Here is a 16,406-nt window from a genome sequence, read left to right on the forward strand (position 1 = left end):
GTGAAATGAGATCCGGAATTCTCAGGGGTATCCACATCCAAAAATTAATACCGTATGCCTCGTTCCGGCATATATAAGGAGAAGTGCTATGAGTAAGATTCTTGAAGTTATTTCCCGCAAGGACGCAGAGAAAACCCTGGTAACAGGCGATGGGAATCTCTCTGTCTCGCTTTCATCCCCCTCTGTCATTCAGATTCACGGCAGCGCTAAAGATGTGGCGCACTATCTGCGTCAGGGCAACGATCTGCTGGTATACATGAAAGACGGCAGCGTTATTCGCTGCAATGGCTATTTTGTGGAGGAAGAAGGGCGGTCTGGGCACCATTCAGAACTGGTGTTTGATGACGGCAAGGCACTGACGCATATCACTTTCGACGAAGCGGGCGCCGCGGTTGGCACCCAGGGCACGGCTTTAACGGCAACCTCCGTCCCCATCGAATCCATTGCACCATTCATGGACGGCTCTGCGCTCGGCGATGTGCCGTGGGGCTGGGTTGCTGGTGCCGTGGCCGGGGGGGCGGGTATCGGGGCGCTGCTGGCACACGGCGGCGGGAAGTCACACACCACCGTTATCGACAATACCAAAGAGGTCGAAAGCGCCCGGCCAACGTTCACGGTTACCGACAACAAAGGCGACAGCAAAGGGCTGCTGAGCAGCAACGCGGTGACCGACGACGCAACGCCAACCTTCAGCGGCTCCGGGCAGCCGGGAGCCACTATTCAGGTCAAAGACAGCAACGGCAACACCATTGCCAGCACCATGGTCGACAGCAACGGCAACTGGAAAGTGCTGCTGAGCGAGCAGTCGGACGGGACGCACACCTGGAGCGTGGTGCAAATCGACGGCAATAAAGTCACCTCTGCCGGGGAGATTACCCTCAATGTTGTTACCGCTCAGGCTTCACTGACCGTCGCGACGACGGCAGGCGACAATATGATCAACGCTGCGGAGCAGGCAAATGACGTTATCATCAGCGGCAGTTCGCAGGCGCTGGCCAGCGGCACAGCGTTAACCCTCACCCTGAACGGGAAAACTTACAGCACAACCGTAGGTAGCGACGGTAGCTGGAGCGTAACCGTGCCTGCAGCCGACGCCAAAAACCTGGCGGACGGGAGCTGGACGGTAGCCGTGAGCGGGAAAGATGCCGCAGGCAACAATGTCTCTGCCAGCGAAACGCTGGTGGTGGACACGAAAGCGCCTGGGCTAACGGTAAATGCCATCGCCGGCGACAACATTATTAATGCGGCTGAACACGGCGCGGCGGCGATCATCGGCGGTAAAACTGACGCCGAAGCCGGGCAGGTGGTCACGCTTAAGCTGAACGGCAAAACCTATACCGCAACTGTAAGCGCAGACGGCAGCTGGAGCATGACCGTGCCGGCGGATGATGTGCAGACTATGGCGGACAATAGCTACACGCTGAACTTCAGCGTCAGCGATAAAGCGGGCAACACCACCACCACTAACGCGTCCCTGCTGGTAGACACCACGCCGCCGGAAGCCAGCGTCAATACCGTGGCCGGGGATGATATTCTCAGCGTCAGCGAACAGGATCAGGCACAGATCATTTCTGGCACCAGCCGTGGCGCAGCCCCTGGAGACAAGGTCACCGTTTCTATTGGAGGAGAAACCTTCCAAACCAGCGTGCAGCAGGACGGCAGCTGGAGCGTGGGCGTACCTAAAGAAGTCATTTCATCGCTGCCGGAAGGCACAAATACCGTGACCGTAACCATCACCGATGCGGCGGGAAACAGTGGCCGAGTAGAGCATGACATCACCGTCAGCTCCACGCCGCCTGCGGTTGCCTTCCATCCGATAAGCCAGGACAACGTGCTGAACGCCATTGAGGCGACTCAGCCGTTAACGCTGAGCGGCACCAGCAATTTACCGGACGGCAGCACCGTCACCGTCAGGCTGAATAACGTCAATTATACCGCGGACGTTCAGGGCGGTGTCTGGCAGGTTCAGGTACCCGTTGAGGATGTCGTCAAGCTGGGCGATACCACTTACACGCTGAGCGTCAGCGGCACGGACAGTACGGGAAATACGGGGACGGCGAACGCAACGCTGCTGGTTGATACGGCACTGCCTACGGTAGTGGTCTCGACCTTCGCGGGCGACAACCGCATCAACAACAGCGAAATCGCTAACGACCAGACGCTGAGCGGGCGAGTCACCGGCGCGCATGAAGGCGACACGGTTACCCTTAACGTAGGTGGAAAAAACTACACCACCAAAGTACAAAGCGATTTGACCTGGAGCATCACTGTTTCTGCGGGCGACCTGCAGGCGCTGGGTGATGGCGATGTTTCCGTAGTCGCCTCCGTGACCAACGGTCACGGCAATACCGGCCGGGGTGACAGCAGCTTTAATATCAACGCCCAGCTCCCGGGGCTGCGCATCAATACCGTGTCCGGGGATGACGTGATTAACGCCATCGAGCAGCATCAGGATTTGACGGTGAGCGGCACCAGCTCGCACCTCAACGCCGGGACAATTATTACCGTTCGCGTGAATGGCGTAGATTACCCGGCGGCTGTAAGCGCCACCGGCACCTGGCAAATAGGGATCCCGGCAAGCGATCTGGCCAGCTGGCCGAACGGTAAGCTGGACATTAGCGCCAGTTCTGCCGATGAATGGGGCAACCCGGTTGCGGTCTCCCGCCCGGTGGACGTTGACCTGAACTCCGTCGCTATCTCCATCAACAGCGTGACCAGCGATGACATGCTGAATGCGGTTGAGAAGGCTGCAGATCTTACCCTGGGCGGGAAAACTCAGGGCGTAGAAACCGGGCAAACTGTAGTCATTAAATTTGCCGGGCACACCTACACCACAACCGTTAACGAAAACGGTGACTGGACGTATACCGTGCCAGCGGCGGATATGCGCGACATGATTGATGGCCGCGCAGAAGTGTCCGTGAGCGTCACCAATGCCAGCGGTAATAGCGCCAGCGGCGCAAGGGAAGTGCTGGTCGATACCCAGCCGCCGTCAATCACGCTCCACAGCGTCACGGCTGACAATATTCTTAATCATGCCGAAGCGGCACAAGACCTGGTCATCACCGGTACCAGCACCGCGCAGCCGGGGCAAACGGTCACCGTGAACCTCAATAACCAAAGCTACACCGGGCAGGTGCTGGCCGATGGCACCTGGAGCGTCACCGTGCCGGTTGCAGATCTGGCTAATCTAACCGACGGTAACTGGTCTATCAGCGCCAGCGTCAGCGACATAGCTGGCAACCCGGCCAGCACCAACCACGGCATGCTGGTCGATACCACCGTGCCGGTGGTCACCATCAATGTTTTCGCTGGCGATAACATCGTTAACCGCGCCGAACATTCCCAGGCGCAGATCTTGTCCGGTAAAGTCACCGGCGCGGCCGTGGGCGACAGCGTAAAAGTCACCGTTAACGGCGTCGAGTATTCTACGGTGCTGGACGCCGGTGGAAACTGGAGCATTGGCCTGCCTGCAGAGGTGATAAGCGGTCTGGCAGACGGCAAATATACCGCAACGGTCGCGGTGACGGATAAAGCAGGCAACGTCGGCGGTAGCTCGCTGGCATTTGATGTTGCTACCGGACTGCCGCAAATCACCATCAATGTCATCGCGCAGGATGACGTGATTAACGCGGCAGAAAAGAGCGCAGAAGTCACCATTAGCGGGACCAGCAACCAGCCGGACGGGACACAAATCACCGTGAATCTGAACGGCGTTGACTATGCTGCCGTCGTCAACGGCAGTGCCTGGAGCGTTAAGATCCCGGCGCCGGACGTCGCAAAATTGGGTGAGGCTAGCTATACCGTTAACGCATCGGTCACGGATGCCAGCGGTAACAGCAATTCTGCCAGTCACAGCGTGCTGGTCGACAGCTCGCTGCCTGTCATCACTATTAATACCGTCGCGGGCGACAACATCATCAACCTGGCGGAGGTTAACGCCGGACAGGTGCTCAGCGGCAGCGCGTTCAACGCGGCGGCAGGAGATGAAGTTACCGTCATTCTTGGCGGTAAAAGCTATACGGTTATCGTCCAGAGCGACCTGAGCTGGAGTTTACCGCTGAGCAAAGAGATGCTCACCGCGCTGGGCGATGGTGAGCTTACCGTTCACGCCTCCGTCACCAACGGGCGCGGTAACACCGGCAGCGCGGATCATGACATCACGATCGCAGCCCAGCTGCCGGGCCTGCGTATCAATACTATCGCGGGCGATGACGTGATCAACCTCGCGGAGCATAGCCAGGATCTCATTGTCAGCGGCACCAGCATCGGTCTCAACGCGGGTAGCGTGGTGACCGTGACGCTAAACGGGAAAGACTATCTGGCAACGGTAAACGCCGACGGCACCTGGAGCGCCGCCGTACCGGGAAGCGACGTTAGCCGCTGGCCTGACGGCGTGCTGACGGTAACCGCAAAAGCAGAGGATGGCGCCCAAAACCCGGTCAGCATCGACGGTATCGTGGACGTCGATTTAGCGCCGGTGTCCATCAGCGTGAATAGCGTCACGGCCGATAACGTGCTGAACGCGGCAGAAAAAGGCAGCGATCTGGTGCTCTCCGGCTTGACCACTAACGTTGAGCCGGGCCAGACCGTCACCATTACCTTCGCCGGGCATCGCTATACCACCGTCGTGAATGACGACGGGAGCTGGCGCTATACCGTACCTGCCGCCGACATGGCAAAACTGAAAGACGGTGATGCTCAGGTGACCGTCAGCGTCAGCAACGTGAACGGTAACCCGGCAAACGCCGCCCAGGAATACAGCGTGGACGCCAGCGCGCCAACGTTACTTATCGATCCGCTGAGCGGGGATAACCTGCTTAACGCCGCAGAAGCCAGGCAGCCGCTGATTGTCAGCGGCAGCAGCAGCGCAGAGCCGGGGCAGGACGTTACGGTGACGCTGAATAACGTCAACTATACCGCGACCGTTGGCGCCGATGGCCGCTGGAGAGTCAGCGTTCCGGCCAATGATTTAGCCGCGCTCAAGGACGGCATTATCACCGTCAACGCATCCGTGGCTGACAAAGCAGGAAACCCTGCAAACGCCGATCGCGGCATGCTGGTTGATATTACCGAGCCGAAGCTGACTATTGATACCGTGGCAGGCGATGACATCATTAATGCCAGCGAGCATAACCAGGCCCACACCGTGAGCGGCACCAGCACCGGAGCTGCTGCGGGGGATGTGGTTACCGTCGTGGTGACCAACGGGCAGGGAACGTCGTTCACCTTCACCACAACGCTTGATGCCAGGGGTAACTGGAACGTCGGCATCCCGGCGTCGGTCATTAATGGCCTGGCGGACGGCAGCTACACCATCACCGCCAGCGTCACCGATGCGGCTGGCAACAGCGGCAGCGCCGATCGCGCGCTGGGCGTCAACACAGCTCTGCCGGCGATCTCGATTGCCGCCATTGCGGTGGATGACGTTATTAACGCGACGGAAAAGGGGCAGGACCTTGTGCTTTCCGGAACCAGCAACCAGCCCGCTGGCACCCTCATCACCGTCACCCTGAACGGGATTAATTACCAGGCCGTGGCCGGAGCCGACGGCAGCTGGAGCACAACGATTCCGGCTTCTGCCGTCAGCAAGCTGGGTGAAGCTAATTACACGGTGACCGCGGCGGTAACCGACGCCCACGGCAATAGCAATAGCGACAGCCACAGCGTGCAGGTCGATAGCGCCTTGCCAACCGTCACTATCAATAACGTCACCAGCGACAATATTCTCAATATCACGGAAATTGCCAGCGGCCAGACGCTCAGCGGCCTCGTCACCGGGGCGGCGAAAGGTGACGTTGTCACTATTAATCTCGGCGGCAAGCTGTATCAGGCGACCGTCCAGGACGATTTAAGCTGGAGCCTGTCGGTTTCCAAAGAGATCCTCACCGCGCTGGGCAACGGCGAGCTGACCATTACCGCTTCTGTGACCAACGGACACGGCAACACCGGCAGCGGCAGTCGCGATATTGTTATCGACGCGAACCTGCCGGGGCTGCGCGTGGGCACCGTCGCGGGCGATGACGTGATTAACGCCATCGAGCATAACCAGAACCTGATTATCAACGGTACCAGCACCGGCCTCAGCGCGGGCAGCGCGGTAACCGTAACGATTAACGGTAAAGACTACGCGGCAACCGTTCGCGCGGACGGCAGCTGGCAGGCCGCCGTACCGGGAGAAGATGTCGCTCGCTGGGCAGAAGGTGCCGTCACCATTGAGGTGAAGGGCAGCAGCGGCGCGGGAAATGATGTGACTATCCAGCATCAGGTTACCGTCGATCTCAGCGAAGTGGTGATCGGCATTAACGCCATAACCGGCGATAATGTATTGAACGCCGCCGAAAAGAGCGCCAATCTCGAACTCTCCGGCACGACGCAAAACGTAGAGCCGGGGCAAACCGTCAGCATTACCTTTGCCGGGCACACCTACACCGCCACGGTTCAGGCGGACGGCAGCTGGAAGTACACCGTTCCGGCGGCGGATATGGTGAACCTGAAAGAGGGTGACGCCACCGTTCAGGTGAGCGTGACCAACAAAAATGGCAACAGCACAGAAGCGGCGCAAAACGTCAGCGTCGACAGCCTTGCTCCTACCCTGACCGTGGATCCTGTCAGCCAGGATAACCTGCTGAATGCCGCAGAGGCTAAGCAGGATCTGATTATCAGCGGAACCAGTACCGCAGAGGCGGGCCAGACCGTGACCGTGCAGCTGAACGGCGAAAGCTATCAGGCAACGGTAAAGGCAGACGGAAACTGGAGTCTGACCGTACCTGCATCGGACGTCGGCAAACTGGTTGATGGTAACGTCACCGTCACCGCAAGCGTGGAAGACCGCGCGGGCAACCCGGGCAGCGCCAGCCGCGACGTGCTGGTTGATAAAACCGTGCCTGAAGTGACCATCGGCACCGTCGCTACTGACGACGTGATTAACCAGACCGAACACGGCCAGGCGCAGGTGATCTCCGGTACCAGCACCGGCGCGCAGGCTGGCGATATTGTTACCGTTAATCTGGGCGGTAAAAGCTACACCGGCGTAGTGGACGCGGGCGGGAACTGGAGCGTCGGCGTCCCGCGGGCGGATATCAGCGCGCTGGGCGATAACACCTACACCGTGACGGCCTCCATTACCGACAAAGCAGGCAATACCGGCGATGCGATTCACAGCGTCAAGGTCGATACCGCGGCACCAACCCTGACTATCGACATTATTGCGGGGGACAACATCCTCAATGCCGATGAGAAAACCGGGGATGTCATCATCAGCGGTTCCTCTACCGGGCTGGCGAGCGGGAGCGCCGTCACCGTACATCTGAACGGTAAAAACTATGCCGCTACCGTGGGCGACGACGGCAAATGGTCCACCACCGTACCAGCAGGCGACGTGGGCAAACTTGGCGAGGCCTTCTATGAGGTTTCCGTCAGCGCCAGCAACGGCGTGGGCAACGCTGGCAGCCAGAGCAGCACGCTGGAAGTCGCCTCTACGCTGCCGGGCGTGATTATCAATGCCGTGGCGATCGACGACATTATCAATGCCTCCGAGCTGGCCGCTGGCCAGACGATCACCGGGCGCGTGACCGGCGTGCAGGCCGGCGCAGACGTGACCATTAATATCGGCGGCGTCAACTATACCGCGAAGGTGCAAAGCGATCTCACCTGGAGCCTGGCCCTTAGCCAGGATGTGCTGACCGCGCTGGGCGACGGCTCGCTTAAAATTAATGCTTCCGTGACGGACGGCGCGGGTAACACCGGTACCGGTTCTCGCGAAGTCACTATCGACGCGGCCCTGCCGGGCATCCGGATTAATACCATTGCGGGCGATGATGTTATCAACGCCATTGAACATGGCCTGAACCTGATTATCAACGGCACCAGCCGCGGCCTGAGCGAAGGCAGTGCGGTAACCGTGACCATCAACGGTAAAGACTATGCCGCGACGGTACGCGCCGACGGCAGTTGGCAGACCGTGGTGCCAGGAAACGAAGTCAGCCAGTGGCAGGCCGGCGATATTACCGTTTCGGCAGGCGGAATCAGCAGCTCAGGCAACCCGGTGTCCATCGATCACACCGTCAATGTTGATCTCAGCGCGGTGGCGATAACCATCGGCCAGATTGCCGGGGACGACGTGCTGAACGCAGCCGAAAAGGGCGCTGATTTATTGCTGTCCGGGGCAACACAGAATGTGGAGGCCGGGCAGACCATCACCATTACCTTTGCCGGGCACACCTACACTACTCAGGTAGCGAGCGACGGTAGCTGGACATTTACCGTACCGGCTAATGATATGAAAGGGCTGAAAGACGGCGAGACTTCTGTGGAAGTTAGCGTCGCTAACGTGAGCGGTAACGGAGCATCGGCCGGGCGTGAAATCAGCGTGGATACCGCAGCCCCAACCCTGCAAATCAACACTATCGCCGGGGATGACGTGCTCAATGCAGCCGAGGCCGGGCAGCCGCTGGTCATCAACGGTACCAGCAATGCGGAACCGGGCCAGACCGTGACCGTGAAGCTGAACAATGAAACTTATACCGGCACCGTGCAGACTGACGGAACGTGGAGCATAACCGTTCCGGCGGAGAAGGCTTCTGCGCTTGGCGACGGCGTCTATTCAGTTGAAGCCAGCGTCAGCGATGCCGCAGGCAACAACACCTCCGCGAACCATAACTTCAGCGTGGACGTCACCGTGCCGACCATCTCGTTTGGTGTGGTTGCGGGCGACGATGTGATTAACCTCGCCGAGCACGGGCAGGCACAAATTATCTCCGGTTCCAGCAGCGGCGCTGCGGCAGGGGACAAAATTACCGTGACCATTGGCTCCAACAGCTGGACCACCACCGTGGACGCTGCGGGCAACTGGAGCATTGGCGTCCCGGCAAGCGTCGTCAGCCAGCTGGCGGACGGCACCGTCACTATTCACGCCAGCCTGACGGATGCAGCAGGTAATACGGGGATCGGTAGCCATGACGTTGTGGTCAATACCGGTTTACCGTCGCTCAGCTTCAATCCGGTAAGCGGTGACAACGTGCTTAACGCCAGTGAAAAAGGGGAAACACTAACCCTGAGCGGGACCAGCGCCAATCTGGCCCCGGGCACTGCGGTTATTGTCACGCTTAACGGTAAAAATTATACCGCCACCACCGACGCCAGAGGTAACTGGAGCGTTGACGTTCAGCCGGGCGATCTGGCCGGGCTGGGCGAAGCCAACTATACGCTGACCGCTACCGCAACAAGCGCTATCGGCAACAGTGCCAGCACTCACGCCAGTTTGTTGGTAGACACCGCCGCGCCGGGCGTCACGATTAATCCAGTGACCGCAGACAACGTCCTTAACGCGTCTGAAATCGCAGCAGGCCAGACTCTGAGCGGAAAAGTCAGCAATGCGGCAGCCGGCGACACAGTCACGATCAATCTGGGGGGGAAAACCTACACCGCGACGGTGCAGAGCGATCTGAGCTGGAGCCTCGACCTGCCTGCTAGCGTGCTTACCGCCCTGGGGAACGGAAAACTCACCGCCACGGCCTCGGTCACTAACGGGCACGGCAACAGCGGCACGGCAGAACGTGAATTTACCATTGATGCCAGCCTGCCGGGTCTTCGGATCCACACCGTGGCGGGGGACGATGTGATCAACGCCATTGAACACAATCAGAACCTGATTGTTAGCGGAAGCGCCAGCGGTATGAGCGCAGGCAGTGCCGTGACCGTCACCATCAACGGCAAAGGCTACCTGGCAACGGTGAGCGCAAGCGGAACCTGGTCGGCCGCCGTACCTGCGGAAGATGTCAGCCAGTGGGCGGCAGGCAATGTCACTGTTACCGCCGCGGGCAGCAGTAGCGCGGGGAACCCGATCTCTATCGATCGCATGGTGAATGTCGACCTCAGCCCGGTTGCGGTCAGCGTTGACGCTATCACAGCAGATAACGTGCTTAACGCGGCTGAGAAAGGGGCCGATCTGGTTCTTTCAGGTAAGACTCAGAACGTTGAGGCCGGGCAAAACGTCACCCTTATCTTTGGCGGGCACACCTATACGGCGCAGGTTGCGGCCGACGGGAGCTGGAGTTACACCGTGCCAGCAGGCGATATGGCTGGGCTGAAGGATGGCGATGCGTCAGTAAAAGCTACCGTGACTAACGTGAACGGCAACGGAGCCAGCGCAGAGCGTGAGTTCAGCGTGGATGCCACGCCGCCGGGGCTTGCCATTGACCCCATTGCCACGGACAACGTTATTAATGCCGCAGAAGCAGGCGCGGGCGTCGTCGTCACCGGAACGTCAAACGCGGAAGCCGGACAGACGGTCACGCTGACCCTGGACGGAAAAACCTATACTGGCGTAGTGAAAGCGGACGGCACCTGGAGCGTAACGCTTGATGCTACAGCCCTGGGGAGCCTGGCAGATAACAACTATCAGCTTAGTGCGAGCGTCAGCGATGCGGCGGGCAACGGATCAACCAGCAGCAAAACGATAACGCTAGACACCACCGCGCCGACGATCGGCTTTAACGTCGTGGCGGGTGACGACATCATCAACTTTGAAGAGCACGCTCAGGCGCAGATTATCTCTGGCTCCAGCAGCGGCGCAGCGGCAGGGAATAAAATTGTTATTACCCTCAACGGCACTCAGTATGTCACCCAGATAGATGCCAACGGCAACTGGAGCATAGGCGTCCCGGCTTCGGCGATTTCATCGCTGAAAAACGGCACGGCAACGATTACCGCCACGCTCACCGACAGCGCCGGCAACGAGGGCACTAACACCCATACGGTTGAGGTTAACGCCGTCCGTGTCGGGCTAACCATCGGGACTATTAGCGATGACGACGTGATTAACGCCGCAGAATCTCAGCAGGATTTGGTTATCGGCGGAGGTAGCGCTGAACTTGCCGTGGGCACTCAGGTGACCGTTACGCTGAACGGCGTACAGTACCACACCACTGTTCAACAAGGCGGCGGCTGGAGCGTTACCGTGCCGGCGAATCAGGTACAAAACCTGGTGCACGGTAACGGCTACACGGTCGTGGCATCGGCGACGGACGGCGCAAATAACGCCACTTCGGCAAGCCATAACATCACCATAGACACCGCAGCGCCGGTCATCACCCTCGCCGATATCTCCGGTGACAACGTGATCAACGCGGCGGAACAGCAGCTGCCGTTAACCATTCGCGGCACCAGCAGCGCGGAAGCCGGGCAAAAAGTGACCGTTAAGCTGGGAAGCGGGAGCTACGAAGCTACGGTGCAGGCGGACGGCTCCTGGAGCGTGACCGTTGCCGCGGACGACCTGGCGAAGCTTACCGACGGTGACTTCAACGTTAGCGCCTCCGTTCAGGATAAGGCAGGAAACCCGGGCAGCGCGGATCGTACTTTGACGGTGGACACCACCCCGCCAGGCATCACCTTTAACAAGGTGGCGGGGGACGACATCATCAACAGCGCCGAGCAGCAGGCAGGCCAGGTCATTAGCGGCACCACTGACGCTCAGCCTGGGCAGACGGTAACCATTACCTTCAATAATCACTCTTATAAGGCGGTGGTGAGCGACACCGGAACATGGTCTGTGACCGTCCCGGCACAGGACTTCCTGGGCGCGACAGACGGCAGTTACCAGATTTCCGCCAGCGTTAGCGATAAAGCCGGGAACAGCAGCAGTGCGAATAAGCAGGTGACCCTGAACGGCGAGGTGCCGACCATCAGTGTCAATGACTTCGCGCAGGACAACATTGTCAGCGCCGCAGAACACGGCACGCCGCTGGTGATAAGCGGCGTGACCAACGCGCCTGCGGGCCAGACGGTGACTATCACCCTGAATAATCAGAGCTATACCACCACGGTCAACGGCGACGGCACCTGGAGCTACACCCTCGGCAGCGGTGCGGTTTCCGCGCTGGTCGATGGCGGCTCGTATGTGATTCATGCCAGCGTCAGCAACAGCATCGGTAACAGTGCGGGAGCAGATCGCACCGTCACGGTGGACACCACACCGCCGCAGATGACCATTACCATTGACGCTCTGCAAAACGACACCGGGCTGAGCAAGACCGACTTTATTACCGCCGATAACAAGGTGGTGGTGAAAGGTTCCCTGAGCGCGGCACTCGGCAATAACGAAAAGGCGCAGATAAGCCTCGACGGGGGATCCAGCTGGATTGACCTTGTGGTTAACGGCAAATCCTGGAGCTATGCCGACGGGCGCACGCTGCCGGACGGTATCGTGACCTATAACGTACGCGTCATCGACAATGCCGGCAACGTGGGCTCGACGGCAACGCAAAATGTAACTATTGATACTGTTGCGCCGGATGCCAGTAAAACCATTACCGTTGAGGCCATTACCCAGGATACGGGTCTCGATGCGCACGACTTTATTACCAGTGACAATACGCTGACCATTAGCGGCAAGTTAGGGGGAACGCTGGCGGTCGGTGAACATGCCCAGATCAGTATTGATGGCGGAAAAACCTGGGTTGACGTGAGTATCAGCGGCACCACATGGAGCTACATCGATAGCCGCACGCTGGCCGACGGGGATTATCTCTATCAACTGCGCGTGATTGATGATGCGGGCAATATCGGGGCAACCACCAGCCAGTTGGTCACCGTTGATACCGTGGCACCGGATGCGAGCAAATCCGTCACCATTGACCGCATTGCCGACGATACAGGGCTGAGTAATAGCGACTTTGTCACCAGCGACACCTCGCTGACTATCCACGGTTCTCTGGGCGCTTCACTGCTGGACGGCGAATATGTGCAGATAAGCATGGACGGCGGCCTCACCTGGAAAACGGTCACCACGGTAGGCACAACCTGGTACTTTACCGACGGGCGAACGTTAACCGACGGCACGTATCAATACTATGTTCGCGTGGTCGACGCTGCGGGTAATGTCGGGCAGAGCGCTTCTCAGACGGTAACGGTAGACACCACGTCGCCGGATGCGGCTATCACCGTTACCGTGGACAGCATCACCACCGACAGCGGCTTCAGCAACAGCGACTTTATCACCAACGATAACACGCTGACGCTGAACGGCTCACTTGGCGCGGTGCTGGGCAAAAATGAATATGTTCAGGTGAGCTTCGACGGCGGAGCCAGCTGGGTTAACGCCACGTCCGTCAACGGGACAAGCTGGAGCTATACCGATGGGCGCCAGCTCGCGGACGGTAACCACACCTGGCAGGTTCGCGTTGTCGACCTTGCCGGAAACGTGGGAGCAACCACCAGCCAGACGGTAACGGTAGATACCGTCGCGCCAACCTACGGCATCACCATCGACAGTATTTCGGATGATACCGGGCAGAGCGCCAGCGACTTTATCACTATGGATACCACGCTGACGCTGAACGGCACCCTGGGCCACGCCCTTGCCAGCGACGAACGCGTGCAAATCAGCCTGGACGGCGGTCAGAGCTGGGTGGATGCCGTGGTGAACGGCACGGCGTGGCATTACGTGGATGGACGTACTTTGCCGGACGGCGACCATCTTTATCAGGTGCGGATTATCGATCAGGCCGGAAACGTGGGTTCAACCGCAGCCCAGGTTGTCACCGTTGATACCGTAGCGCCGGATACCGTCGGCACTATCGTCAGCTATACGGATAATAACGGCGAGCGTACCGGTAATTTCGACAGCAGCTACTCCACCGACGATACATCACCGGTCCTGAACGGTACGCTGAACCATGCGCTGGCCGACGGTGAAATTGCCCAGATCTTCCGCGATGGCGTGCTGGTAGGCAAGGTGACCATTACCGGCGGTACAAGCTGGACCTTTGCGGATTCTGGCCTGCTGGACGGAAATTACCACTATGTTCTGCGCGTGACGGACAAAGCGGGGAACTACACCGAGTCGAACGACTTCACGCTGACGGTCGATACCTCGGTGCCGACGACAATTGCCCACGTAGATGCGGTATCGACTTCAGATACCACGCCGATTCTCACCGGGGATGTCAGTGCTCAACTGATGAATGGTGAATTCGTGGTCGTGACCGTGAATGGCAAAACGTACAGCTCCGAGCGCGGAGGTCCGGTGGTGGTCGATCCTTCATCCAACCGCTGGTATCTGCAAATTCCTGACAGCGACCTGTTGGGGCTGAACAGCTACAACGTCACCGCCCAAGTGAAGAGCAGCGCGGGTAACGGCAACAACACCGGGATCCAGACAGGATCGCTGGTCGTGCATGCCGAAACGGCCAATGACACCAGCTGGGCGAGCACGGCGGGCAATGCGAACAACAGCGCCAGCACGTTAATGCTCAACAATAACGGCCTGTGGACGCTGGTGACCAATACCTCGGTATACAACGGCACGGATCTGAACAGTTACACGCAGACGTCGCTGCCTAATACGCGTGCGAATACCGTCAGCTACACCGCGCTGGACTTTGACCGTAACGGCACCGTTGATATCTACGGCACGGAAACCACTTACGGCAACGCGGTACAGACCATGTGGATCGCCAACGCCAATGGCACTTATACCACCAGTACCCAGGCCAACGGCACCACGATCTGGTACGGCGGCGTTATCGCCTATGACAAAAACGGCGATGGTTATGTCGATCTGGCCTACGGTGACGCCGGGGGGGACTCCAGAACCTACCTGATTAACAACAAGGGTAGCATGGTGGCCGACGGGACCAATGGCAACGGCGGCTTGACCGGCGTCAGCTACCGCGAACTGTCCGGCGTGGACATCAACAATGACGGTAACATCGATATTGTTCAGCATACCAACAGCAACGGGACCAGTGCGCTGAGCGTGATTTCTAACAACGGCAGCAAGCTGACGACCCTGCAGTCTATTGCCAACGTGTTTGTCGATAACGCGGCGAACACGACGACCGCTGCCTCCATGACGTGGGCCGACTTCAACGGCGATGGCTACCTGGATCTCTATATCGCCACCGGTCGGAGCGTGACCTCTGCGACGGTGAATTACAGCGGGAAGATTTTCTACAACGATGGCAATGGTCAGCTGAACAGCAACTACACCAGCGTGGAGTCTACGTCCACGGCGGCTAACGCAGGCTATATGTCCGTGGCCGTGGACTGGGACGGTGATGGCGACATGGATATTGTTAAGTTTTCCACCTACGGCACCAGTCAGACAGCGCGTCTGTTTAGCAACGACGGCACCGGCAAGAACTGGACCGAAAGCCAGCTGGCAAAAGGACTGGTTAACGTCACGGGCGTTGCGGTGGCTGACTACGACTGGAACGGTACTCAGGATCTGCTGGTTTCTCAGCAAAACGGGAAAGTGGTGTTGGTGGCCAACACCAATACCATCGCCCCGGGTACCGCGATGCACCTGCGCATTGTCGACAGTGAAGGGATCAACGTCTTCTACGGCAATACCGTCCGGCTGTATGACTCTGCCGGGAAGCTGGTTTCGACGCAGATTATCAACGCCCAGTCGGGCATTGGGGCGAACGACGCGTCGGCGCTGGTGAGCTTCTACGGCCTCAACCCGAATGAAACCTACCATGCCGAGCTGGTCAGAGCGATTAACGGCGTCACCAGCAATGTGACCTGGAATGGGCTAACCGCCGGAGACGGGAAAGAAAGCTATGCCCTGACGGCGGAGGCCGCCACCGGCGTTCACGGCGGTACGCTGAACGGCACTGGCTATAACGATACCTTTATCGCCGAGCAGGGAACCTACGTCTATAACGGCGGCGGCGGCTGGGAAACTTCATCCGATCACCAGACCTGGAGCGCGACGGGCGGGATGGATGTGGTTGACTTCCGTAACTCCGGGGTAGGCATCACCGTTGATCTGGGCAAAACCGGGGCGCAAAACACCGGCTTTAACACGGCAACCTTCACCAACATCGAAGGGATCGTCGGCTCCAGCCATGACGACGTGATCACCGGCAATAGCGGGAACAACACCTTTGAAGGCGGCGGCGGCAACGACACCTTCAACATCGGCAGCGGCGGCCACGATACGTTGCTCTACAAGCTGTTGAACAGTTCGGATGCCACCGGCGGCAACGGCCATGATGTGGTGAACGGCTTCAGCGTGGGGACCTGGGAAGGTACGGCGGACAGCGATCGCATTGACCTTCGCGAGCTGCTGCAGGGCAGCGGCTACGCCGGGGACGCATCGGCGCATTACATTAATGGCGTTGCGCAGCTGGGGGCCGGGGCGGGCAATATCGGGGACTACATCAAAGTGGTGCAGAACGGCAGCAGCACTGAGATTCAAATTGACCGCGACGGCAAGGGCGGCGTCTTTGACCCGACCACGGTAGTCACGCTCAACGGGGTACAAACCGATCTCGCCACGCTGCTGGCTAACCACCAACTGTTAGTTATCTAGCCCTTATTCCGCCGGGCCTTAAGTCCGGCGGAATATCAGCAGTTTAATTTTTATTACCCGGTACAAAACATGTTTATGAAACAAG

General features: G+C 58.9%; 1 protein-coding gene. It reads left to right on the plus strand.

The window, feature by feature from the left end; all coding sequences use genetic code 11:
- Positions 1–88: 88 nt before the first annotated feature.
- Positions 89–16,321 (plus strand): Ig-like domain-containing protein, encoded by a 16,233-nt coding sequence (locus F3J28_RS05490; protein WP_166873500.1) that lies wholly within the window; start codon positions 89–91, stop codon positions 16,319–16,321.
- Positions 16,322–16,406: the final 85 nt, after the last annotated feature.

It is taken from the genome of Enterobacter sp. Ap-1006, from assembly GCF_011752835.1.
Classification (GTDB): Bacteria; Pseudomonadota; Gammaproteobacteria; order Enterobacterales; family Enterobacteriaceae; genus Cedecea.

What these genes read in the sequence shown, in the direction of transcription:
- F3J28_RS05490 (WP_166873500.1), top strand. Translation starts at nt 89, where the DNA reads ATGAGTAAGATTCTTGAAGTTATTTCCCGCAAGGACGCAGAGAAAACC.